Below are 24712 nucleotides of genomic sequence, written 5' to 3'. Positions count from 1 at the left end.
AAAGATGAATAACCGATAAACTATAGGAAGAAAAACTAGAAAAAGAAAAATCAGAAAAATAAAGCCAGAAAAAGGAAAAAAATATGTAAAATGGAAAAACCTGTAGTCTTTTTAAGATCGATCAAACTCGAAATTGCATCTTAATCCTGTGGGGTCAAAACAGAGGTTGCAGGATACGCACCGTGCCTTTTTAGCCTCTCCGGACTTAAGCTTTAAAACAAGGTCAGGTTCGCTAATTAATGTCCTGCTCATAGATATAAGGTCTGCGAACCCGTTTTCAAGCAGGTCTTCCATAACCGAAAGAGACCTGATACCCCCTACAAGGATTACAGGAATATTCACTGCACTTTTTATCATTTTAGAGTAGTCCTTAAAATAACCCTCTTTAGCAGGAGAATTGATTGCGGTCTTTATAGTCGCTCCGCCTGCTTCGCTTATCCCTCCGCTGACCTCGACTGCACATACACCCGCCTTTTCCAGAAGTTTTGCGGTTTCCACAGCCTGGGAGATATTAAGCCCGAGCTCTGCCTTCACAGTGCCAGGCTGGAAGCCGTCCGTTGCATTCATTTTGACAAGGATAGGAAAATCGCCCCCGGTCTCCTCTTTTATGCGCCTGACCATTTCCGTGACTATCCTTGCCCTGTTTTCCACGGAACCTCCCCATCTGTCAGTCCGCCTGTTCGTGTAAGGAGAGATAAAATTGCTTAAGAGAAAACCATGGGCGCAGTGAAGTTGAACCCCATCAAAGCCTGCCTTTTTTGCCCGGACAGCCGCCTGTGTGAATGCCTCAATCACTTTCAGGATTTCTCCTTCGGTCATTTCCCTGGGGACAGTTGCCGAATGCCCGTTTTTGACTGCCGAAGGAGCCATGGGGACAGGGTATTCTTCAGAAACATCTGCCTGCCTGCCTCCATGTACTATCTGAAGCACTATCCTGCTTCTGTACCTGTGCACTCTATCAGTAATCTTCATGTATGGCTCAATAAACCGGTCATCATAAATTCCCTGCTGGGAAGCATCGCTCTACCCGCCGGGAAGGACATAAGAATAGCCAGTTATTATTAAGCCGACTTCATTTTTTGCAAGTTCTTCATAGAGGTCTCCGAGTCTGGAAGTGGGCGTCCCGTCTTCTTCAGCCATGAATTCATGCGTTGCAGACCTTACAAAACGGTTCTGAAGGTTCAGGTTGCAGACTGTGATAGGGTCAAAAATCATGGGAAAAAATAGGGGAGGGAAAGGTAAATAATTATCTCGGATTCCGGAAAAAAGAACTTAATTTCAGGCGTAAAGTTCCTCTTAGCTGTCATAGAAAAAGGAAGGAAAGGGAAAGGGAAATTAAATCATGCAACCTCAATTCCTATTTCCATCGGATATTCCGGATGGTCTATTAGATTAATGTGCAGTTTTTCAGAGGAACCAAGTCCAGCGGCATAATCCGCTCTTACTGTTTCTTCACAAATAAATTCGTTATCCTGAAAAATATCATATCTGTATATTCCAGGTTCAACGTTTATCTTTGGCGAGAAAATCTTATCTCCAGGGTTCACCGTATACGTTCGTTTGAATATAGATTGATTATAAAAATCAAAGAGCTCAATGTAAACCTCATGGATCTCTTTATCATTATTTGTCAGGGTAAATCCCAATGGATCTAACGAATAATGTTCCTTAAGTTCTTCTTCCACTCCTTCGTTATAGTATTTCCACAGAAGATGGACAATTTTTCCATCGCGTTTTTCCTCAGTGGAAGCGATCACATATGATAGTGTGTAAAAATCCACATTAATACAACCCTCGATTGAATCATTTTTTACTGTAAAGAAAGCGCTGCTTTGCGGCTTTCTGACAATGTATCCTGAATAAGAAGTCACATTTGGCTTTCGAGTCTCTCTTTCCTGGAGTTTAAGTTCATAATCTTCTCCCATGAGGCTCAGGTTTACAGTTCCGTTTGAGGCTAGTTCCCTGAACCTCACAGGATTTACTGTTATGGTTTCAAATTGTTCGCATGATTCGGGAGCCTCAATAAGATTGTTGTCAACTTTTATTTCTTCAAATATGCTATTTTCACTGGTTTCATTGTTAACTTCTGTTTTTTGAATTACATCTCCGTCATCATGTGCTCTCTCGTCGGTGGGTTCAGAATAAGCAGAATAAACCACAAGCCCCAACAAAATTAACCCTATAGCAGCTAGAACTTTAAAACGCATAACCATCCCTATAAAATTAAGAAGTTACTATCTATATCTAGTACCATAGTATTAAAATTATGTAACACGGTTTGAAAAAAGAAAAAAGAAAAATAACCGAAATGGGTTAGGATTCAAATTCAGCGTATCTGCGTGCATCAAGTTCCTCTTTCATCCGCTCATTCTGTACTTTCACAGAAAATAGGGTAAAGAAAAGCAGGAAATAAGCTATGAAATTGACAATGAGAGTCAGTTGAAGCGCTGTCCCTTCAAGCCCTCCCCCGCTTCCACCGGTGTTTCCTCCGAACATAAGGGGGTGAGCCGATCGCCAGAGCCGGATTGAAAAGAAACTCAGGGGTACGGACATGAAGCCCAGGATTCCGAAGACTGCCGAGAGCCTGGCTCTTTTTTCAGATTCGTCGAGGGATTTTCTGAGCATTGCATACGCGAGGTAAACAAGGAAAAGGATCAGGGAAGTGGTCAGCCTGATGTCCCAGATCCAGTACCAGCCCCAGGTATCTTTTGCCCAGATCGAACCTGTTACCAGCACAAGGAACGCAAAAAGGGTCCCTACCTCGGCTGCCGAGCGGGCATAGATATCCCATTTAAGGGATTTCTCCCTGAGGTAGAGGATACTTGCAACAAATAAGATTCCAAAAGCCAGGTAAGAAATAATTGCTATTGGCATGTGGAAGAAAAAGATTTTGAAGCTTCCGCTCAGGACCTCCCCTGATTCATCCCTGATTGGAGGCAGGTAGAAGAAAAGCATATATGTTGCAAGAAGCATTACGCCGGCAGTTGCAGCTGCCATCACTCCGATTTTTCTGGAACTTGAGGTCATTTCTTTCACGTGTTTTAATAGGTTAAGATTAACACGACTCCGATAATGATACTGAAGGTTACTAACTTATTTGTGAATAATTATTATTCATGTGTAATATAGTGAACTATAAATTCTGTCAACTTTAGCCCACCAGGGCTGATCAGCCATCAAAGCTGACCTATTAAGAGACTCGATAAAGAAATCGGATGAAAATATTGGGTAAAGAGACTGGATGTATAGTTAACAACGCACAATATGAAGCAGCAGGTGTATGGTGAAGCAGCCGCGTACAGGCGTGTGAATGTATCGGTTCACTTTATTTATTATTGATTCGATTTTGATCGCTTTCTTGAAGGATCTTCTGCTTTACTATTTTTCTCTTTCTTCTCTTTTCTTTTCTCATTCTTCTCTTTACTTTTCTCATTCTTTCCTTTTTCTTCTTTTTTCCTTCAAGAAAAACCTCAGTCTGAGACTACGTATTCAAAGACCAGGTGCGAGATCACAAAAAACACAAGATCATAAACTGCAAGCAGCCTGATTTCAGGAAACAAATCTACTATATTGTTTCCGGCAAGAACTCCGGCAGTTGCCTCCACTGAAGGAATCAGGACAGGCAGGAGAACAGGCAGGAGAAGGACTGGCAGGAGGAGCTCTCTGGTACGGGTGCCGAGGGTAAGGGCAGAGAGCAGGGTTCCGACAGCAATAAACCCGAAAGTCCCGAGTAAAAGGATTAGCAGGAGCAGGAGTAAGGTTCGGATATCCAGGTTGTAATTGAAAAGTATGATAAAGAAAGGCAGGGTTACAGCTTCCATAAGAAATACAATTGCAAGATTGGAGAGAATTTTCCCTGTATAAATAGCACCCCTGTCCACAGGACAGAGCATAAGTGCTTCAAGGCATCCGTTCTCAGTTTCCATGACAAAAGTCCTGGAAAGCCCGAGCATCCCGGCAAAAGTGAAAGCAATCCAGAGAACTCCGGGAGCAAGTTTTTCAACCTTCTCAGCGTCCCCGAGAAAATCTCCGAATGAAACGCTGAAGACCACAAGTGCGAGAAGCGAGAAAATAAACATTGAGTTGAGCATCTGTTTTGTCCGGAACTCGGCTTTAAGGTCTTTTGCAGCAATATAATAGCTCCGGATCATTTTTAAGCTCCTGTTTTCATTTTATCCGTCATCTTATATTGAATTCAAGATCTATTCTTTAATATTTCTTTTTTTAATATTCCATTTTTAATGTTTTTCATTTTTTAACATTGAATTTTTTAACATTGAATTTTTTAACATTGAATTTTTTAACATTGAATTTTTTAACATTGAATTTTTTAACATTGAATTTTTTAACATTGAATTTTTTAAACTTTCATTTGTTAAATCTTTGCATTCGTTAAATATCCGCATTTTTAAATTTATTTTTTATTTTTACTTTCGTTCTTAACTTTCGGGCTTTACACCATCATGGGGCCGCATTCTTCCTTGAAGCCCTCAAACCCTGATAAATTTTCCTTAAATCCATCGTATACAAACCTTCCTTTATTCAGGATAAGGACTCTGTTGCAGAGGGCAAACCCCCTCTCAAGATCATGGGAAACCATTAATTTTGTGCTCTCCTGAAATTCAGGGCTCTTCAGAATATTTTCGAAAACCAGTGAGGCTCCTGGATCAAGACCTGTATAGGGTTCGTCCAGAAGGAGAATGGAAGGCCTGTGAAGCAGAGCTCTTGCAATGGAAAGACGCTGTTTCATTCCTCTTGAAAAAGTGCTGACTCTTTCGTCTGCTTTTGTTACAAGCCCTACATCTTCCAGGAAATGTGAAATTCTCTCTCCGAGTTCTTTATCTTTGATTCCGTACATCTGCCCGAAAAAACGCAGGTTTTCCTTTGCTGTAAGGTCTCCATAGAGGTAGGAATCGTGCGAAAGCATCCCTATTTCTCTACGGGCTTTTTCCGGCTCTTCGGTTGTGTTAAACCCGGACACGATAACAGAGCCTCCGGTAGGCTCGATCAGGGTTGAGATCAACTTCAAAAGAGTGGTTTTTCCAGCCCCGTTAGGGCCAAAAATAACCGCAAATTCGCCTTTTTTGAGGTCAAGGTCAAGGGCTTTCAGGACAGGAGTTTTCCCGAAAACTTTTGACAGCTTCCTTATGGAGACTGCATTTTCCATCCGGAACTACTTTGCGAATCCTTCTAAATTAATCTTTTTATATGGTCTGTACTGTATCAGCCTGTAGTTCCGGCTTATGTCGTGACTCTGTATAGTGATTATCCAGCACTATCCGGCTTACTGCCCTTATTGTCTGATTGTTTAAGGCACGTCTGATGCTGTTCTGTGCGCAACTGTACACAATCTGTTTATTACTTTACAGTCTGTGCATGACTTTATCATACAGGCTCAGGCCTTTTTCCCTATTTTTTTGTCCCTATAACCTGTCTCCAGCATTTATTTTTTAAAGCTCCTGAGTACATTCTGTAAAAATCCTTTTTTTTCAAAGTACTGCTGGTGGTAATCTTCTGCCATATAGAAATCAGAAACCGGCACTATCTCGGTTACTATAGGGTTTTTGAAAGATCCTGACTTCTCGAGTTCTTCCTTTGAGGTGAGAGCAGCAGCCTTTTGCTCTTCGCTGTGGTAAAATATTACGGAACGGTACTGGTTTCCGACATCAGGTCCCTGCCTATCTTTTGTGGTCGGGTCGTGTACTTTCCAGAAAACATCCAGCAGGGTCTTATACGAAACAACTTCGGGATCGAAAATAACCCTTACAGCTTCTGCATGCCCGGTGTTAAGGGTGCAGACCTGCTCGTAAGAAGGCTTTTTAAAATTCCCTCCGCTGTATCCAACCGCAGTTGCAGCCACACCTTTAACCTGCCGAAAAGCCTCTTCAATTCCCCAGAAACAGCCTGCAGCAAAGGTTGCCTTTTCCAGGCCTTCTCCGGGGTTTTCAAATATTTCCGTACTTTCTTCAGACGTTGGGTTACTCTGTTCAGCCTTTTTATTTCCTTCCACTATCTTCCCCCCTTAATCTTCACGCAAATCAGGTTTATCAGGGCCTACTTTATATCAGGGTTTGTTTATGATCAAAACCATACCGCATAATAAAGTATATCTTATTAGGATAAGACTTATCTTATCAGGATAAGACCTTTTTTCAATCATTTTTTAGACTGCTTCCCATGATCAGGTTTTACCGTATTTCCCCATCAATTCCCCTTCGGCAATGATGTGCCCTATCATTTCGCTTTCAAGCTCTTTTCTTCCTGCTCCTGCTTTGAGCTCAAGCTGCCTGTCCAGCGCATAAACCCTAAAGAAATATCTGTGCGTGCCTGAAGAAGGGCATGGCCCACCGTAGCCGATTTTCCTGAAGTTATTCATTCCCTCAATCCCCGGGATACTATCCTCCTCAATTTTTGCCACCGGCTCGATATTCCAGACGATCCAGTGTGTAAACGGATTCATGGGAGAATCAGGATCGTCCATGATCAGTACCATACTTTCAGTTTCCTCCGGAATATTTGCGAATTCCAGTGGAGGATTTATATTTTCCCCATTACATGTATATTTCCTGGGAATAGTACTGTTCGATTCAAACGCGCTGCTAAAAACCTTTATAGTCTGGATGTCCATATCCTCATCCCCTTTGCCGGCATTGGAAGATTCTTCATCTGCAGGTGCTTCAACTTGTTCATTTTTAATACATCCTGAAATTATGAGCACTTCTGCAAACAGGAACGCTGAAACAACTGTTCCGGCTTTTCTGTTCATGTACAGCACCGTCTCTGTGATCAGAGAAAATTGCCTGACACTATAATATTAAGGCTGAAGAGATATAACCTTAAGGATTTTACCTCGGAGCCCGACTTTAGAATTTGAACTGAAAGACCGTAGTCTAAACTAATCTGAAACCTGACCTTAGGGCCCTGAAACCTGACTTTAGAGCCTGGGCCCTGAAAAAGGACCTGGCTTACTTAATTGAATTCTAACTTAATTGAATTCTATTAACTTTACTTCCCATACAGCTTAAACCCGTCTCCCTAAATTTCCGGACCATATCACCGTTATCAGTACCTCCGGTAACCTGAAAATCAGGTTAAAATAAACTGCATCTCAGGAACTATCTTCAGCTCGGGAACTATCTTCAGTTCAGGAACAATTTTCAGGTCAGACAACCTTTAAAGCCATCTTCTGATAAGTTTGAAGTCCTATAGGCAGTACAGATTAGTCTTCAACTTCAAGAGCCTGAATTATATCGTTAACTGTTGCCTCTCCCTTCCCCACGCGCCGTACAAGCGGATAAATAAACGAGCAGTCATCAATTGCTGCCCAGCGAGCTTCGCCTACTCGTCTTATAACGTCGTTCATCACTCTGCCACAATCGTTGCAGTATCTTGCATCGCTCTCTGTTCCACATATTTCACATTTCATAGAAAATACCCCTATTATGTATGGGATCGTCGAAAATAAATAAATTATGGTGATATATCAGCATATTTGCGTGCCATTGAAAAATCCGAAGCCGAAGGGTATTGCAGATGCAGAAGATTTCATCCTGTTAAATCACTCAGGCCTTCACCCCTGCCAGCTCTGACTACCTCGGGAACTATGGCAATTTCGGGAGTTCTGAAATTCTTTAAATTTTCTTTCTAGACCTTCAAGATACTATTATCAGATTGCTTCATGTAAGGGCAGGTCAGGCAAGCCTGGCAATAATCTCATTTATCTCCTCGACTCCTGAACCCTTTACTGTAATTTCTTCTTTACTCTGCACCCCCAATCCCAATTCCACAGCCCTTTTGATCTGGGGCTGAGCCCAGACCGAGTTCATCTGGATCTTCGGGACCGTGCCCAGGGTTTTCAGAAGGGCAAGTCCTGCAATGTCGTTTGCAATCACATCCCTGCTCGCCATTACAATCCCGGGTTCTCGCAGAGTCCCTATGTTCGGGCCTTCGGTCACAAAACATTTTGTAGCATCCGAGATATAGAAATCAGGCTTATAAACAAGGTTAGATTCGGCAATCATATTTCCGAAGAGTACATCCATCCCCTGCCCGTGAGGAAGCTGTCTCCTGTCCCTGTCTGCGGTTATGCTGATCTGGGACTTAAGGCCCATAGTAAACGTTGCAGTCCAGTGGGTCTTGATTACCGGAAGAGCAATTGTATAGTCTATAGCCGCCAGAAACTCAGGCACATCAAATCCAAGCGGCCAGGAATAAGCCTTCTTGGGTTCCATATGTTCCCGTTTCATATGGTCAAACGTCAGGATCTCATCAACTCCCTCAATTTCCGCAACCTGCCAGAGCCCCAACCTTTTGAGCACCTTCTCCGTGTTCAGGGTCGTCATCGACTTTTCAGCCACAATTATTTTTCCGGGGCTGTATCTTTTTACTTCCCTGATAGCGCCCCTCAACACCTCGGGATTTGTCGAACCCGGAGCAGGGTCTGCAGTATTTGCGTTCGGACGGATCAATACAGTTGCTCCCTCCGTTATCCCAAGCCCACCTGCAAGCTCCACCGCTGTTCTTACGGATTCCAGGGTGTCCTTATTTCTCGAAAGTCCAACAATTACCATATCAAACTCCCATAGAGTAATTGTAACCCGATGTATAAAAGCACCATATAATTCTGTAACCTTCCTTCCAGTCAGATGCAAAACTGACCCGTTAGATGGCGTTGCTATTGAGAGAAACTGATATCAAGGAAAATACCCTGAATGGGCTGAGGAAATTCTTTTTGGTGGACCCTGAAAACCGGTTTTTAATTCACAGGTTATAAACGCGCCCGCTAGCTCATCTGGTGACCTGAATAATAAAATAAAACAAATAAGAACAAAAACGAGTGCTGAAAAAGAGGAAAAAGAAAGAATAAAAAGAAAGAATAAAAAGAAAGAATAAAAAGAAAGTCGAGAGCGAATATTTTTTAGATAAAATTTAATTCTACTCCTTTTGGCAAATTTAAACTATTTTAAGCTTTTACTTGCTTCTTTTCTCTCTTTTTTCACGGGAAAAACCGCTCTTCTGCGTCGAGCGTGATAGGAACGATCCGGTATAGCAAACTACTGCTATACCGGTAAGAGAAGTTTGCAACTTAGTCCTCTTGAGCGCAGCTCATTGCTTAAACCCATCAATTATTCTGCTTGAGCGAGTGAAGCGAGTGAAACGGAAAGCGCACTGCAGAGCCGCAACTCTGCCGAAAAGGACCTCGTACTGTTGCACTTACAGTGCAACTCCCAGAAAATCTTCGATTTCCTGTGATCCCAAAGCGCAATTTGGAAGGGAAAATCTGTGATTTTATAAATTAGTCCTCTTGAGCGAAGCAAAGCGTAGCGAAAAGGACCTCGTGCTCCCGAAGCGAAACTCGGGTGATATTACTGGCGTAACTTGCACTCGCACATCTCTATGAGCGCCCCTTCTCCAATCCTGGAACCACGGGCAATAAGCATATCTCCTGCCTGGACAGTAGTATTGCCTTTGGGAGCATAGACCCAGCGTTCAGCCCTTTTGATTGCCATCACATGCAGTCCGGTTTCGGTTTCGAGTCTCAGTTCCGAGAAAGTCTTGCCAACTATCGGAGAGCATTTTTCGACCTGGAGCCGTGTGATCACCTCTTCTGAGTTCCGGACTGCAAGAGTAATGATCGGGTGGAGCTCAATATCTCTGAGGACAGTATCTGCAATCCCATAGGCAGCATCCGAAATTGCTTCCGAGGCGCTGGCAAGGTGCAGGATCCCCCTGAGCAGGTTTACGTCTTCAACGTGTTTTGCAGTTTCAAGCACCCAGTGCTGAAGCTCGTATTTCATGGAATCCATTTCGGACTCAAGGGCACTGACCTCGTATGCGATATCTTCGTTATCAAAAAGGATAGCAGAGTACGCAAGTCCTACCGAGAGTTCAGACATGTTTTTCATGTCCACGATTATGTCCACGGCATGTTCGAGGTCCTTCAAGACTTTATCGTGCTCGATTTCCCTCGGAATAAATTTTCTTGTTGTCGCCATTTGAAAGAATATAGGGACCCCTTCGTCATGCCCTCTGGCAATTAACACATCTCCCTGGCGGATTCGGGTTTCTTTATCAGGGTCGTAAATCCAGTCCTCATTTCTGCGGATTGCAATTACCCACATCCCGGTCTCTATATCCAGCTCGAGGTCTCCAAGAATGCGCCCGGCCATTACGGATTCTGAAGCAACGGTTGCCCTGACAATAGTTTCTTCCGCTTCTCTCAGGGCTATCTTCAATTCCATCGGAATTCCCATATTCATAAGGACGATTTTGGCAATATCGCCTGCAGCATTTGCTATATTCTCCGAGGATGCAGCGACCTTAAGGACTCCCAGGAGTTCTTCAGCCTCATCAACCCGGCGTGTGCTTAACATTGCAGCCATCTTCATATGATAGTCGAGGGTATCCATCTTATCTTCAAGGTTAAGCACCTCTTCTGCGATGTCCTCATCATCATAGACCATTGCAGAATATGCCAGGTCTACCATGAGTTCGGAAGTATCCTTCATCTCAGTCAAAAGGTCTATAAGATTCCTTGGACTGTATCTGAATTCTTTGGGGAACATGGTCTCTATATCAACTCTACCTTATTGTTGGTGTGTATGAGGTATATACCTCATAGTAATTATTAATTTTTGAATTATTCCTAAATTGAACTTTCTATAACTTAAATAGAAATGTCTCGGATAAAAGTGATAATATTAAGTCACATCCAGTTTATAAAATATTCAGCAAATGCAGGGCTATGAGGATTCCCATTACTCCTACAAGGTCACCAAGACTTGCTATTAAGGGGATAACAGTATCATCCGGATCCATCCCGAAGCGGTGGGAAGCAAAGGCAATGCCAACTGTTGCAGAGTATACCACAGAAAGTTCTATTACAACCGCAATGAGGCTGATTTCCAGCAGGGTAATGAAAGGCATGCCGAAACCCATAAATTTGCTTGCGAGGTAAACCAGCACACTGACAGAAATTGAAGAGACAAAGCCCACAATTGAGGCTGCAATAACGCTGTTGTGTACCACAGGGTTTCTGTAAATACGGTCTCCAAGCCCCATATGGAAAGCCGATGAGAGCCGGGCACCCAGCATACTGCCGGTATCCCCCCCGATCTTGATCAGAGAAGGGATAAGGATCAGGATTGCAGGCATGGAAAGGAGGCTGTTTTCTCTTGTGTTAAGGATCTGCCCTACCAGGATCCCCATCACACAGGTGATCGAAAGCACTGGAATCCCGCGCTTGACAATGCCCCTTACAGTGTAATAACTGGTCTGCCCCCTGGCTTTTCTCAAAGCATCACCACCAGTTTTGCCGAGAGGAAAAGCATAAACATGGAAACGATATCCCCTATAGTTGCAATTGAAGGCGTGACAACATTATCGGGATCAAAGCCGAACCTGAACATGCCTATGGCAAGAAGGACAGCAACAAAAGAGAGGATTACCCCGGATGTAAGAGCAGAAATCGCACAGATAAGGATAAGCTTAAAAGCTCCTGCACTCTCAAATCCCAGGGCAAGGGTGACAAAATGCCCTAAAAACCCGAGCAGGATCGCCATAATAAAACCGAGGAGAAGGGAGCCTGCAATATTATTTGTCAGTTCAGGATTATTCCTGTCGATGTCAGTGATCAGCCCCATATGAATTGCACTGCCGAGCCTGGAGCCGAGGGTTGAGGAAATGTTCCCGCGCAGCCCGAGAACGCCAGGATAAATAACAATTAACCCGGGAATCATCTCAAGTTCGCTGGTCATCCCGGAAAGAATGATCCCGGCAATTACTCCTCCTACAGTCGCAAGAAGTTCAAAAGGCAGCGCCTCACGTACAATTGACGAAATACTCGCATATTCGCTGAGGTACTTGTCTATAAATTGGGATTCGAAAATATCCTCGTCCCTGTGCGACTCAGAGGGCATGCGCTTGTATATACCCTGATAATATTAAAACAATAGGTAGCTCTTGAAAAGTGAGTCTGTAAAAAATTTCTTTGTTATTTGAGAGCATATTGAATTTTGAATGGATCTTGTCATGTTTCATCTGAAAAGACGAAAAACTCATTTTTAGGTTCTTCAAAAAGGCAGGATACTTCTCTCTCAATGGCTTTTTGATTTCTTCATTCAACAGTGCTTTGTTAAGCGTTAATTGTGCTTTGTTAAGTGGTTTTTGAATAATCAGACCTAAACTAATAATGTCTAACATAAGAATTGACTTAGATTTTTTTCTTGTTGTTACACTTGAGCTATTATATAAACCTTCGAATATGAGTTGGGTCAATATGTCATATATAGTCTCTCTCCATACCATCAAACAATCAAATAACACGAATTAATTTTAGATTCATAACAAGTGCAAAAAAGAAATTGTTTGATGGAATGGACAGAAAACTTATAAGGAGTTAGGTAAGAGGAATTTATGGAGTTCAAATGTGCTTTCCAAGGTCACCCCGAACTCCATAAACGCGTCCTAAGAGGCAGTGATTATGTTAGCTGTGCGTGTATTTAAGCTTGCCTGAATCTGTCTCCTGGGTGCTAAACAGGAGAAAAAATATGGTTAAAAACAAAATAACAATAGGGATAATTCTTTTGACAATGCTGGTTGGTATGGCGTTGATACAGCAGTGGCTTCCACTGAAGAACAGCAAACAGACCTAACTAAAGATGCTGCTCAGTTAAAAATTGAGGCTTTGGAAGCTGAGCTGGGTGAAGAAGGAATGAAGGAAGTTGCAGATTACTTGGAACTACAAGCTTCTTTGCCGGATGTAGTTAAACGGATGCCATATAGAGGACTTGCTTTTGCTGCTACAAATCCCGAAAGTCAAGCCATTAAAATGGAATATATTGATAACTTCGATGTTTCTGAAAAGGAAAAAGAGAGGTATAAAGCTGGACTGCAAGACGTATGGGATAGGTATCCGGATAATATCACGGAGGATGACTATGCTTTCATGAGTGAGTTGGGTCCAATGATCGAGAAAGAGGGTTTAAAGAAATATAAAGGTGAGGATATTGGCGTAAAATGGTATAGCAATAGTCATAAAGATTTTGCCGGATCTGCTTGTGATGGATCTGCTTATCTTAGTTATGCTCGAGATGCAGCTGACGACCCGGACGCTTCTGGCTTTGAGCTTCCGGGATATCGGTACTATAATCATTACTGGGATGCTGATTGGCATGTAGGAGGCGCACCAGGGTGTTGTGATGCTTATGCAGGTGGTGCGCAAATCTGGGTTGCTAATGGACGTATGGCGGACGCACATCACGACTTTGGAATTTCCAGTCACTATTTGTCGGATGCTGGCAATCTATTCCATTCAGCTGGAGCAGTTGACCAGGTAGGGAATTTCGTTGCGAATCTGTTCACTAGTAATAACCATGATTTGTATGAGCAATATATCTCTAATAATTGGAATTCAGGGGTTAATTTCCGTAGCTATGTCGTTAACAACACTCAACGAATTACTGTAACCGATCCAGAACAGGCAGTCAAAGACAATGCTGATTATAGTGCTCAGTACTACGACTATATTTGGGATAAGGTTAATAATTATCCCAATACATTTGGTTCATATTATTTCGTACAGTACTATACTCTCCTATGTGTCCAAAAAACTGCAAAGTATAACCATGGATTGTATGATTATATTATGACATAATCTGAAATGAGTTTATACTTAAGAAGATGCCTTTGAAGGCATCTTTTTCTTTACTACTATTTTCCCCTATCTGTGCTAAATTCAAAAATCGACAATTGATAATGGTAAATTCTTTAATTTAATTGCAATTGTCACAAATAAAGTAAATATTGTTCATATCAAAAGTTGTGATCTAAGCATATTTATTAGTCAAGTTGATTTTGTTAGTCATTTCATCATAAAAAGAATCTGCGACTGAAACCGAACCTGAAGCTTTGTTGATACATGAACAAGTATTAAGATAAAATAAGCGAGAATGTGAAGGATTGGTAGAAAAGGGATAAACTATTAAAATTTATAAGAGAAGTTATAGCTAATAAGGGAGCTGTTAATGAAGCAGTCGCCAAAGAAAATACGAATAAAACTAAGTACCCGTCACAGAACAGATTCTACAACGATGTAATATTATTTGAATAAAATATATGAGTCTGACTATGAAAATGTAAAACACTCTATAAAATGTCTGTATAATCTATTTTGCTGCGGCTACTCAGTACTGATGCAGTGACCCAAAAGCAAGTGGTAGAACAGTACCATTTCCAAATATGAACAAAAAACAAGTTATTACTATGGTTCAGTAAGTTGTCAAATTTATGTTTAATTTAGATCCTTACCAGGAGTGGATTAGGTGATGAAATATGAGGACTCGTTACAAAATAATTGTATTATTGATAATCATTTCTGCCGTGTTGCTGTCTATCTGGTGGCAAGACCAGAAGCAGAGGATGTATGATAGGAATCACATGAGTAGTTATGGTTACGATGTCAGGTTAACTACAGACTCGACCCTGAGCAATGTTACTCTTTACCTTCCAATCCCGGTGATAAACAACACATCATCCGTAGGCACAGATATTGTAGAGCATCACTTCAATAACTATGATCATTCATGGAAATATGCCCTGGTTAATACGGAGCACGGATTAATGCTTTCTATGAAAAATGAGAAAATAGCGCCAAAATACGTTACCCAAAGTAGAGATTCAAAGAAGATTCTTAGTCCAAGTGCAGATTTTAGTACATTGGTATTCACTAACCAGACTATAGATACAATGAACCCGCTGGGCAATGAAATGGTTCTTATGCCCAAATACAATCTCACGCATAATGTCAACTCCAGAAGACCTTATACACAGGCGTCTGAGCAGTTTGATTATGAAAGCAAGATGTATGCCTGCTATGACACCTCCTCGGATGCAAACGTCAGCATTTCCATCTACCTGAATGGAAGTAATGGATGGTGGATCTGGGGATGGCTGTATAACAGCTATTGGGAAACCATGGAAATTATGCTGTCCGGATCTCAGGATGGATGGACAACAGTAAATGGTCAGCTTTTTACAGGAGAAGGGACGTACTATTAGTATGAAATGTTGCCTGCTTTTAACGGGCAGCTTCCTGATTCATTACCTGTTCCTAATTAATCCTAATATTTTACTTGCAGAATTTGACCTCTAAGAAAAATGCAGTCAAACTCAATAATTCAAAAAATAATTCTGAATCTGGCTATGGTAGTAGCTCAGATGAAAACGAATCAAGCAAAAATAACTCTATTCCAAACTTCGAGACTTCGGTTTATTTGAAAGCTTAGTCTGCCTGATTCCTGAAAGAATGATCCCGGCAATGACTCCTCCTACGGTCGCCAAAAGTTCAATGGGTAGCGCCTCACGTACTATTGAAGAGATACTCGCGTACTCGCTGAGATACTTATCTCTAAACTGGGATTCGAAGATATCCTCGTCCCTGTGCGACTCGGAGGGCATGCGCTTGTTATTATACCCTGATATTATTAAAATAATGGGTTGTAAAGAGGAAGTCTGTATACATTTCTTTGTTAGTATGAAGGTTTTCTTACATGGATAATCAAGGTTTATCTTGACTAAGCTCTTCAAAAAGAGCAGAATATTTCTCTCTTAATGGTTTTTTGAGTTCTTCATTCAATAATGCTTTGTTGAGCGTTAATTGTGCTTTATTAAGTGTTTTTACAGTAATCAGGTCTAAACTTAATAATATCAAACATAAGAATCGACATAGATTTCTTCTTGTTGTTACACTTGAGCTATTATATAAACCTTCGAATATGAGTTAGGCCGATATGCTCATATATATAGTCTCTCTCCACACCATCAAACAATCAAATATTAAGAAGTAATTTTAGATTCATAACAAGTGTGAAAAAGAAATTGTTTGATGGAATGGACAGAAAACTTATAAGGAGTTAGGTAAGAGGAATTTATGGAGTTCAAATGTACTTTCCAAGGTCACCCCGAACTCCATATACGCGCCCTAAGAGGCAGTGATTATGTTAGCTGTGCGTGTATTTAAGCTTGCCTGAATCTGTCTCCTGGGTGCTAAACAGGAGAAAAAATATGGTTAAAAACAAAATAACAATAGGGATAATTCTTTTGACAATGCTGGTTGGCATAGCGTTGATACAGCAGTGGCTTCCACTGAAGAACAGCAAACAGACCTAACTAAAGATGCTGCTCAGTTAAAAATTGAGGCTTTGGAAGCTGAGCTGGGTGAAGAAGGAATGAAAAAAGTTGCGAATTATTTGGAGCTACAGACTTCTTTACCGGATGTCGTTAAGGCATCTCCTTATAGCTCGATTGCCTTTGCCGCGATTGATAACGAGAGTCAGGTTGCTTGTCTGACTGCGATTGACGAATCTGATCTTGAGAAGAAGGATAAAGAAAAGTTAAAAGCTGATCTACAGGATATCTGGGATAGGTATCCGGAAAAGTTTGTGGCTGCTGATAATCTTGTGTTGTGTGATGTGGCTAAGATTACAGATAAACGTCTTATTGCTAGTATTAATCCTAGCGAAATCGAAATTAAGTTGGGAGGCACTCCTCATCAAGATTTTGCCTACTATGCATGTGATGGGTCTGCTTATAGAAATTATGCTAAAAATGCAGCTGACGACCCGGACAATAGTACCTTTGATCCTTATATTTATAGGTACTATAACCATTATGAGGATGCTTTTTGGGGTATCGGAGGCGCACCAGGTAGATGTGATGAGTTTTCGGACATAGCGATCTCTGCGAGAAATAATGGGGACCAAATAGCAGCGCATCAGAATTTTGGATTCGCAAGTCATTATTTGGTGGATGTTGGTTGTCCGTTTCATAGTAAAGGAGCTATAGATTATCTGGATCGTTTAGCAATACTCTGTTCAGTGCTGTTGTTCATACTTCCTATGAGAGTTATGTATCTGGTAATTGGACTACAGGGGAAAATTATCGTCGACATGTCAGTGGAAATTCTCAGAGTATTACTGTAACTGATCCAGAACAGGCAGTTGAAGATAATGCTGATAATAGTGCCCAGTATTACGACTATATTGATAATAAGATAAGGACCAACTCAAACTGGCGATCAGACCCAACGTTGATTTACTATACTAGCATCTGTGTCCAAGAGAGTGCTAAGTATGCTCATGGCTTGTATGACTACATAATGTGAGGTTAAGGTAATCTTAAATAGGATTTAGATTTTAAAGAGGTGTTCTCGACACCTCTTTTTTCTATTGATTAGGCTACACTTGTAGTAAATATTTGGGAGGACTTTAGCTGATATTCCTGATTTCGAATTGAAATGCTAGGTATTTTCAAAACAGATTAGGTCTTATCGTATGCATTTAGTTATGGTAATCAATAAGAAACTAATTGTAAAGATAAGAAATTCTAACGTATGCAAAAAATTAATTAGTTCTAAAAATTCGATATACATTAATTTGTCACTCAGTACGATATATCGACAGTTTCCACTATTGTTGAGATTAATACTGCAAAATAAGAATTAACCAAAAATAATTTTCCTGTATCCCATTTTTAACCTTCATAACTTAAAGATTCATGATGAACTAATAAAGCAGTCATATTTAATTTTTCCTCAAGAGTATATCAGGTGACGGAACATGAGGACTCGTTACAAAATAGGAATCGGGTTTGTAATATTAATCATCTCTGCCGGGTTGTTGTCTATATGGTGGCAAAACCAGAAGCAGCAGATGTATGATAGTAGTTTCATGAGTAGTTATGATTACGATGTAATATTAACTGCAGACTCGACCCTAAGCAACGTAACTCTTTATCTTCCACTTCCGGTGATAAACAACACATCGTCTGTGGGTATGGATATCGTAGAGCAGAACTTCAATAACAAAGATCCTTCATGGGAATACGCTTTGGTGGATACGGAACATGGACTTATGCTTTCTATGAAAAATGAGAAGGCAAGAAGTATAGATCTTAGTACTATGGTATTCTCTAACCAGACAATAGATACAATGAACCCGCTTGGCAATGAAATGGTTCTTATGCCCAAATACAATCTCACGCATAATGTCAACGCCAGCGGAACATACTCACGGACGTCTGAGCAACTTGATTATGAAAGCCGAATCTATGCCTATTATGAGACCTCCTCGGATGTAAACGTCAGCATTTCCATCTACCTGAACGGACGTAATGAATGGTGGATCGGAGGATGGCAGTATAACAGCTATTGGGAAACCATGGAAACTATGCTGTCCGGTTCTCAGAATGGATGGACAACAGTAAATGGTCAGCTTGTTACAGGAGAATGAACGTACGAGATATAATATGAAATGCTACCCGTTAAAACGGTGGCTTTTTGATTAATTGCCTATTGTTTTTATTACAGACAATATTACAGATAAGTAACCATAATTAATCCTAACGCTTTACTTATGGAATTTGCTCCACAGGTTTCAGAAACACCAACCTTTACCTCTGAAGAGAAAGGTCAAATTAGTCTTGGTTTGAAAAAGAGAGTTTTGAAATCCTTATATATGGATATTTAATGTTTGCGTGGTTTGAACTTAAAATTTCACGAAATTTGCCTATTGAATTTTAAGAACAATGGCTATTGATGTCGTTTAATCCGGGCTGAATAGTTACAAACTTTATTTTTTTGAAATTACCTATGCACTTAATTAATAAATCTACAAATATAAAGGTGACATGATTGTCTAGCAAAGTTGGAAATAAGTTTTTGATAATAGGATCTCTCATCGTAATTGTATCATTTCTGTATATATCTCTTCCATTTATTTTTATGGGATCTCCAACACCTATTTTTCAAATATTTAATGATGATATCAAAAGTCACGAAGTAACAGTTGAAGTATTTAATTCAGACAATGAATCAATAATAAACAAGACGTATAATCTGGAACCTGGATCTGATTTTTTAGAAGATCGCCCCTTAAGTTTATGGCTTCCGCAAGCAAAAGGAGAGTATATGTTTAAAGTCACTATGGATAAACAAATTACAAATACGGTTAAGATTGAGATTCCAAATAAATATACTGGAGTCAGTATTAGGTTATATAGTAAAAACTATGAATCCGGTGAAAATATCCTTATTCTTATTGAAACTGCAGAAAAATTATAAGAGATATCAAGTCAAAATTTTTTTATTATTAACTATAGTTATTGACTATAATACCTACTAAAAAATTTAGTATTATGCGGCTATGAAAAATAAAAAACTATAAAAACATCGTAGGCAATCATCTTTTTCTTTATTAATATATGCAAGCTATATAATACATATAAGAGCATCTTTAAATGGTTATTGCTATTACCGGTTAACTCATCAATTAACTATTTATATATGAAATGATCCCCGCCAAAATATGACAAGACTCCAGCAAAACTCTAATAACGGAAGCTATTGGCTTATCACCCCAAAATCGATTGTGGAAACCGAAGGACGGAAGATGGGAGACGAGTTCCTTGTTTCTGATGAGCCCAACAGAGCGAAATTTATTAAGGAGATTCAAGCATCTCACAAGCCTGCAAGCAAGCAGTCAAGTCCTCCCATACCTGTAATCACAGCAGAAGAGTTCTACGAAAACGTAGTTGGTTAGGACGATAATAAATGGGAAATCCTGAGCGGCGTTAAGTTGATGGACTCATTTGATCCACAGTTTATTGCAGACTTCGATGAGATTTGGAATGCAACATTCCATATGATGTGGCGGAAGATGTCAAATATGGGAGGATATTTCTATAGCTCAGGATAACCAGCTCATTATGGCGAGAATATATATAGGATCTAAACCCGGCAATGCCTACAGAATTCGAAAACAGGTAGATGCTCGCGTACCGCGTAGCTCCGGTGAGGTCACTTTTTGCAAGGATGGGTTGATAGTTGAGACTGTTTACACCACAAATATGCGCGAAATCGTGTACGTGCGTGTGTGTGGTTGGCGACCGGTACATGTCCATGCGAATATGGGCTATGCTGATCAGGTGGAGATACAGACCGGAATTACAGATGCTACGCAGCAGCAACCACAAAATGAGGTGTATTGTCCATACTAATAATTGAAGTTGCAACAGAGTTGTTTGCGATGATTAAAATATAATCAAAAGAATATCAAATGTGGTATCTCTTTGACCGCATCTAAACCTTGATGCCAAAACATTTAATTGTAATAATTGTAATAAAAACTATAAAAGGTGGGTTTTACACTTTGGTTATAGGAGTTACAATGATAAACGTGCTGCCCGGATATGAAAAAGCAGCATACAGGGAATTAAAGAATGTAGAGGGAATCAAAGACGTCTACCATGTTTTCGGGGAGTACGATTTTGTCGTAATCATAGACGTCAAAGACCTGAGCATCCTCAATGCCGTGGTAGACAGGATAAGGGAAAGCGAGAATGTAACCGCAACCCAGACAATTGTCGGTGCGGAACTCTGAGCGACCCGGTGCCTGAAAGCACCAGACTCCGGCATAAGAGAACCGGAAGAATCGCTATCTTTTTTAGCAGGCGCTAATATTTATTACCCTGTACTTTTATTATGAAAGAAATCCTGCTTCAGACAGCAAATTCTACTTTGAATTTAGACCTAAAATTCTACTTTGAAAATTATTGTAAAGCCTTTCTGAGGATATAAGTAAAAAATAAGATCAAAGTAGAAAATAATGTAGTATCCTTTTAGCACTGTATTTGTTTTAAATACAGATTTATTTTAAAAATAAAATTCACTTTAAGCATCAGATCAAGTTTTCAGCCCTGAGGTAAAAGTCCATGGAAGCCCCCATTGCAGAAGAACTCGCCAAAAAACAAAAATCGATAAGTGTAGCAGAATTTTTTGAAAAGAACAGGCAGATCCTGGGCTTTGACTCCGCGCCTCGAAGCCTTATAACAACCGTAAAAGAAGCGGTTGACAATTCTCTTGATGCCTGTGAGGAAGCCGGAATTCTGCCGGATATCCTTGTTCAGGTCGAGAGGACAGGACAGGACTATGTAACCGTTATTATTGAAGACAATGGTCCGGGAATTGTAAGAGAGCAGATCCCCAAAGTATTTGCAAAGCTGCTCTACGGTTCAAGATTCCATGCCCTCAAGCAAAGCCGGGGGCAGCAGGGAATAGGAATTTCAGCAGCTGTTCTCTATGCTCAGATGACTGCAGGCAGGCACACTAAAATTCTCTCCAAAACCAGCTCAACGACTCCTGCCCACTATTACGAGCTCATGATCAATACAAGTACCAATGAGCCTGACATCCTGATAGATGAGGTCAGGGACTGGTTCCGCCCACATGGCACCCAGGTCGAACTGGAGATGAAAGCTGCCTACGTAAAAGGGAGAAGGCAGTCCATTTACGAATACCTTAAAGCCACTGCAATTGTAAACCCCCACGCCAGGATAACTCTTATCGACCCTGACGGCAACGAGGAAGTATTTGAAAGGGCTACGGATAAAATGCCCGATCCTGCAGAGGAAATCCTGCCTCATCCCGAAGGGATCGAACTCGGAACCCTTATGAAAATGCTCCACTACACGGAGCGCCAGAAGCTTGCCCCATTTCTCCGTTACTCTTTTTGTAAGATCGGGCTGCTCACTGCCGAGGAAATCTGCAAGGCTGCAGGGCTTGACCCCGAAATCGATCCCCAGGCACTTGGCCGCCATGAAGCAAGAAAGCTGATTGAGGCTTTTGAAAAAGTAAAGATCATGGCCCCTCCTACAGACTGTCTTTCCCCGATAGGAGAAGAGCTGATCTACCGGGGGCTTGAAAAAGAAACAAACGTAGACTTTATTGCCACAAGCACGCGAAAACCAGCTGTATACTCAGGAAATCCCTTTGTGGTTGAAGTCGGGCTTGCATATGGGGGAAATCTCTCTAAAGAAGATAAAATCAGTATCATGAGGTTTGCAAACCGAGTGCCGCTGCTTTACCAACAAGGGGGCTGTGTAACCACGCACGCCGTAGAAGACATCAAGTGGAAGCAGTATGGCTTAAACCAGCCAGGGGGAGGGATTCCTGTAGGTCCTGTTCTCCTCCTGATCCATGTCGCTTCTATTAACGTGCCCTTTACCTCCGAATCAAAGGATGCAATTGCAGATATCCCTGTGATTAAAGAAGAAGTGGACCTCGCAATAAAAGAAGTTGCAAGAAAACTCAAGCATTATCTGAGCAAGCAGAGCAACCTCAAGAAACGAAGGGAAAAAGAGATTATAATTACAAAGGTGCTTCCTAAAATGGCAGTAAAGGTTGCAAATATCCTGGAAAAGGACGTCCCTGACATAAATCCTGTTGTTGCAAAAATCATGGGAAACCTGCTTGTGCACAGGAAAGTTAAAAGCAACGGAGACGGGACTGCAGATGTAGCTATAAAGGTCAAGAATTTCGGGACCTCAGCTTATTGTTTCAGGGTACATGAAATGCTTCCCTGCAAAATCAACGGGGTAAAACCTGAGCCAAAGGTTGTGACCATGGGCAATGATTACGATTACATCTGGGAGATTTCGGCAGCTGCAGGATCCTCAAAAGTACTCAGCTACAGGATAGAATCTGCAACCGAAGAAGAGCTCAGAAAACTTCCCCAGCTGATTGTAGAAGGGCTTGAAGAAGAACTGGTAACCGGGGCAAAAGCCTTTAAGGGTGTTTGAATGGCAAGGTTAACAAATAGCAAAACAAGACAGGGAGATGCCCTGGCAAAGGAAAGGCTGCTTGAGCTTGCAGAGAAGATCTACAACCAGTTTGAAGATGAGGTTATCCCTAGCGTCAGCCTTCCGAGCCGGACCAAGGCAAACATAGAATATTCTGACGAAAGCGATGTCTGGGTCTACGGGGACAGGGAGAGCGAAAGAAGTGCAAAAACCGTAAAAGGCGCCTTCCAGCTCCTGAAAACTACTTATGCGACAGATTTCCTCATAAACGAACACCTTGCCCAGAACCGCGGTTCAACACTTCGAGAACTTTACTACATATCTGAGGGCTGGGACGCTGCCAAGTTCAAGGAACAGGCTGAAAGCGACCGCCTCATCGAAGACCTGGAATTACTGACCAGCCTCCAGAGGGAGTATTTCCACATGCGTCCTGAAGAAGACGGAGCTACGATGTTCGGGCCTATTGAGATCTCGGAACAGACAAAGCGTGGGGAGCGGAATATCCACTGCCAGAAGGATGTAGGAGAAGGTGGATATCAGATTCCTTTCAATGTGGAAAATATTGAGTTTAAGAACCACGATGCAAGCATGATTATAGCTATAGAGACCGGTGGTATGTATGCACGGTTAATGGAAAACGGGTTTGATGAAGCTTATAATGCAATTCTTGTCCACCTGAAGGGGCAGCCTGCGAGGTCAACCCGCAGGATGATCAAGCGCATGAACGAGGAACTGGGAATCCCTGTAGCTGTTTTTACTGATGGCGACCCCTGGTCTTACAGGATCTATGCATCTGTTGCCTACGGAGCCATAAAAAGTGCTCATCTTTCGGAATTCATGGCAACACCGGCAGCCAAATTCCTGGGTCTCCAGCCCTCTGATATTGTGGAGTACGAACTTTCAACCGACAAACTCACCGAGCAGGATGTAAGTGCATTGAGGAGTGAACTTTCCGACCCTCGATTTGAATCCGATTACTGGAAAGAGCAGATCCAGCTCCAGCTCGATATAGGCAAGAAAGCTGAACAGCAGGCTTTTGCAGGAAAAGGTCTGGATTTCGTAACCGAGGTATATCTTCCAAATCGGCTGAAAGAACTGGGAATGGTGTAAGATAAATCGAGCGGACACAGCAGTACAGGGAATCGAATAACACCGGAGACTGAATAACAGAAGACAGGGTCATCCCTGAGACTGTGGATGACCGGAAAGACTGCTGTCTGAAAAGACTGCTGGCAGGAGTAGAAACGGAAGCCTGAACAACAAGCCGGCAGAAATACAGCAGGCCGGCTGTTCGAAAAGAGATAGGTGATCATGGCTGTCCGAAGTTAATCAGTTAATGTTATTAGCTGGATACCTCAATGAGTTCTTTCAGTTTGTTTTGTCCAGCTTTTTGCGCCGGCTGGAATCTACAGGTTTTGAAGAGTTAAAATATAATTGAAGAGTAGCCGGTAATATCGAGTCTCAAAGTATCAATCGCTTGTTGATGGAAAATTCACTGCTTGCGTAATAGCACATTGTTTGCATAATGTGCTAACCAATGTATAAATTTAAATGGATAGTCTTGCCATATAATGATGCTTTTGCAGTACCGTGATCTTTTGCCATTATAGTAATCCGATTATATGCCTGAAATGTTCTGGAAAAAAGAACCGGGATTCTGTTCCAAAAGCACTTATCGATACTTCTGAAATGCCGCAAGTTATGCCCTGACTACTCTGAGAAAAGCTAATTTTCTCCTGCGGAACAGCAAATATTTATTTCAACTAAAGACATATTAAAAAATTAGCCTGAAAAGGGCATATCTGGACGTAAAATTATGCTAAAAATTGCCTCTTCAGAGATAATTATGACCGAAAAATCAGGCTAAATATGCGGCTGATCTAAAGGCTTAAAATGTATGAGCGCATATTGAATTTGTTTCGTGATGGAAACATAAAAATTAAATATAAAAATAGCATAATAAAAAGCTAAGGCTTAGAGAATTGGCACGACTTTTAAGGTTCTATTTTGAACAAAGTTTTCCTGCGAATTTTTAAAAATGTGTAACATGTCACGAGATTTCAACTAAATAATTTTACCA

22 protein-coding genes and 2 pseudogenes are annotated in these 24712 nt (G+C 41.3%); 9 read left to right on the top strand and 15 right to left on the bottom strand.

What is annotated here, in order from left to right; all coding sequences use genetic code 11:
* Nucleotides 1–111: 111 nt before the first annotated feature.
* From ACZ5A8_RS08275 to ACZ5A8_RS08215, 13 genes and pseudogenes are all read right to left on the bottom strand, one after another.
* A pseudogene (locus ACZ5A8_RS08275) lies at nucleotides 112–1215 on the bottom strand (NADH:flavin oxidoreductase).
* 125 nt (nucleotides 1216–1340) lie between these two features.
* Nucleotides 1341–2207, bottom strand: a complete 867-nt coding sequence (locus ACZ5A8_RS08270) for a hypothetical protein (protein WP_464533291.1) — start codon at nucleotides 2205–2207, stop codon at nucleotides 1341–1343.
* A gap of 106 nt (nucleotides 2208–2313) precedes the next feature.
* Nucleotides 2314–3027 (bottom strand): cytochrome c biogenesis protein, encoded by a 714-nt coding sequence (locus ACZ5A8_RS08265; RefSeq protein ID WP_464534061.1) that lies wholly within the window; start codon nucleotides 3025–3027, stop codon nucleotides 2314–2316.
* A 443-nt stretch (nucleotides 3028–3470) separates the two neighbouring features.
* A complete protein-coding gene (locus ACZ5A8_RS08260) occupies nucleotides 3471–4151 on the bottom strand; it encodes a heme exporter protein CcmB (protein ID WP_464533289.1) in 681 nt (226 codons plus the stop codon).
* A gap of 302 nt (nucleotides 4152–4453) precedes the next feature.
* Nucleotides 4454–5167 carry an ABC transporter ATP-binding protein gene (locus ACZ5A8_RS08255; RefSeq protein WP_464533288.1) on the bottom strand — a complete coding sequence of 238 codons (714 nt, stop codon included), beginning with the start codon at nucleotides 5165–5167 and terminating at the stop codon, nucleotides 4454–4456.
* 276 nt (nucleotides 5168–5443) lie between these two features.
* Nucleotides 5444–6010: a peptide-methionine (S)-S-oxide reductase MsrA gene (gene msrA, locus ACZ5A8_RS08250; protein ID WP_464533286.1), complete on the bottom strand. Its 567-nt coding sequence runs from the start codon at nucleotides 6008–6010 to the stop codon at nucleotides 5444–5446.
* A 171-nt stretch (nucleotides 6011–6181) separates the two neighbouring features.
* Complete coding sequence (locus ACZ5A8_RS08245; RefSeq protein ID WP_464533285.1) at nucleotides 6182–6766, bottom strand: YbhB/YbcL family Raf kinase inhibitor-like protein; 585 nt, start codon at nucleotides 6764–6766, stop codon at nucleotides 6182–6184.
* 453 nt (nucleotides 6767–7219) lie between these two features.
* A complete protein-coding gene (locus ACZ5A8_RS08240; protein WP_229391501.1) occupies nucleotides 7220–7426 on the bottom strand; it encodes a hypothetical protein in 207 nt (68 codons plus the stop codon).
* 265 nt (nucleotides 7427–7691) lie between these two features.
* On the bottom strand, nucleotides 7692–8570 hold the full coding sequence (locus tag ACZ5A8_RS08235; RefSeq protein WP_464533283.1) for a DUF362 domain-containing protein: 879 nt from the start codon (nucleotides 8568–8570) through the stop codon (nucleotides 7692–7694).
* 795 nt (nucleotides 8571–9365) lie between these two features.
* Complete coding sequence (locus tag ACZ5A8_RS08230) at nucleotides 9366–10565, bottom strand: potassium channel family protein (protein WP_464533282.1); 1200 nt, start codon at nucleotides 10563–10565, stop codon at nucleotides 9366–9368.
* A 151-nt stretch (nucleotides 10566–10716) separates the two neighbouring features.
* The gene (locus tag ACZ5A8_RS08225; RefSeq protein WP_464533280.1) at nucleotides 10717–11295 is read right to left on the bottom strand and encodes a magnesium transporter; all 579 of its coding nucleotides are present in this window, start codon (nucleotides 11293–11295) and stop codon (nucleotides 10717–10719) included.
* Nucleotides 11292–11918, bottom strand: coding sequence for a magnesium transporter (locus ACZ5A8_RS08220; RefSeq protein ID WP_229391497.1), 627 nt, complete (start codon nucleotides 11916–11918; stop codon nucleotides 11292–11294). The genes ACZ5A8_RS08225 and ACZ5A8_RS08220 overlap by 4 nt, the downstream gene beginning before the upstream one ends.
* Nucleotides 11908–12201: a hypothetical protein gene (locus ACZ5A8_RS08215; protein WP_464533279.1), complete on the bottom strand. Its 294-nt coding sequence runs from the start codon at nucleotides 12199–12201 to the stop codon at nucleotides 11908–11910. The genes ACZ5A8_RS08220 and ACZ5A8_RS08215 overlap by 11 nt, the downstream gene beginning before the upstream one ends.
* 418 nt (nucleotides 12202–12619) lie before the next feature.
* On the opposite strand from ACZ5A8_RS08215, the gene ACZ5A8_RS08210 reads away from it, so the two are divergent.
* Nucleotides 12620–13654: a phospholipase C/P1 nuclease family protein gene (locus tag ACZ5A8_RS08210; protein ID WP_464533277.1), complete on the top strand. Its 1035-nt coding sequence runs from the start codon at nucleotides 12620–12622 to the stop codon at nucleotides 13652–13654.
* Nucleotides 13655–14331: 677 nt separating this feature from the next.
* Nucleotides 14332–15057 carry a hypothetical protein gene (locus ACZ5A8_RS08205; RefSeq protein WP_464533275.1) on the top strand — a complete coding sequence of 242 codons (726 nt, stop codon included), beginning with the start codon at nucleotides 14332–14334 and terminating at the stop codon, nucleotides 15055–15057.
* Nucleotides 15058–15291: 234 nt separating this feature from the next.
* Here ACZ5A8_RS08205 and ACZ5A8_RS08200 read toward each other — a convergent pair.
* Nucleotides 15292–15456 (bottom strand): annotated as a pseudogene (locus ACZ5A8_RS08200) (magnesium transporter); the annotation flags it as partial.
* A gap of 677 nt (nucleotides 15457–16133) precedes the next feature.
* Here ACZ5A8_RS08200 and ACZ5A8_RS08195 point away from each other — a divergent pair.
* The 4 genes from ACZ5A8_RS08195 to ACZ5A8_RS08180 all read left to right on the top strand — a co-directional run bounded on the left by ACZ5A8_RS08195 (nucleotide 16134) and on the right by ACZ5A8_RS08180 (nucleotide 19595).
* Nucleotides 16134–16979 carry a phospholipase C/P1 nuclease family protein gene (locus ACZ5A8_RS08195; RefSeq protein WP_464533274.1) on the top strand — a complete coding sequence of 282 codons (846 nt, stop codon included), beginning with the start codon at nucleotides 16134–16136 and terminating at the stop codon, nucleotides 16977–16979.
* Nucleotides 16980–17615: 636 nt separating this feature from the next.
* Complete coding sequence (locus tag ACZ5A8_RS08190) at nucleotides 17616–18287, top strand: hypothetical protein (protein WP_464533272.1); 672 nt, start codon at nucleotides 17616–17618, stop codon at nucleotides 18285–18287.
* 491 nt (nucleotides 18288–18778) lie between these two features.
* Nucleotides 18779–19117, top strand: a complete 339-nt coding sequence (locus tag ACZ5A8_RS08185; protein WP_464533271.1) for a hypothetical protein — start codon at nucleotides 18779–18781, stop codon at nucleotides 19115–19117.
* Nucleotides 19118–19361: 244 nt separating this feature from the next.
* Nucleotides 19362–19595 carry a hypothetical protein gene (locus ACZ5A8_RS08180; RefSeq protein ID WP_464533269.1) on the top strand — a complete coding sequence of 78 codons (234 nt, stop codon included), beginning with the start codon at nucleotides 19362–19364 and terminating at the stop codon, nucleotides 19593–19595.
* Nucleotides 19596–19656: 61 nt separating this feature from the next.
* Here the strand turns inward: ACZ5A8_RS08180 and ACZ5A8_RS08175 are convergent, their stop codons facing one another.
* The gene (locus ACZ5A8_RS08175) at nucleotides 19657–20022 is read right to left on the bottom strand and encodes a hypothetical protein (RefSeq protein WP_464533267.1); all 366 of its coding nucleotides are present in this window, start codon (nucleotides 20020–20022) and stop codon (nucleotides 19657–19659) included.
* A 200-nt stretch (nucleotides 20023–20222) separates the two neighbouring features.
* Here ACZ5A8_RS08175 and ACZ5A8_RS08170 point away from each other — a divergent pair, with 200 nt between their 5' ends.
* The 3 genes from ACZ5A8_RS08170 (at nucleotide 20223) to ACZ5A8_RS08160 (ending at nucleotide 23742) form a co-directional block, all read left to right on the top strand.
* Nucleotides 20223–20435 carry an Lrp/AsnC ligand binding domain-containing protein gene (locus ACZ5A8_RS08170; RefSeq protein ID WP_464534060.1) on the top strand — a complete coding sequence of 71 codons (213 nt, stop codon included), beginning with the start codon at nucleotides 20223–20225 and terminating at the stop codon, nucleotides 20433–20435.
* Nucleotides 20436–20766: 331 nt separating this feature from the next.
* The gene (locus ACZ5A8_RS08165; protein WP_464533266.1) at nucleotides 20767–22632 is read left to right on the top strand and encodes a DNA topoisomerase VI subunit B; all 1866 of its coding nucleotides are present in this window, start codon (nucleotides 20767–20769) and stop codon (nucleotides 22630–22632) included.
* Entirely contained in the window at nucleotides 22633–23742 is a 1110-nt protein-coding gene (locus ACZ5A8_RS08160) for a DNA topoisomerase IV subunit A (RefSeq protein WP_464533264.1), read from the top strand.
* Nucleotides 23743–24712 lie beyond the last annotated feature (970 nt).

Source organism: Methanosarcina subterranea (genome assembly GCF_055385895.1).
Note: the sequence above shows the minus strand (reverse complement) of the source record. Positions and strands in the feature narration are given on the sequence as shown.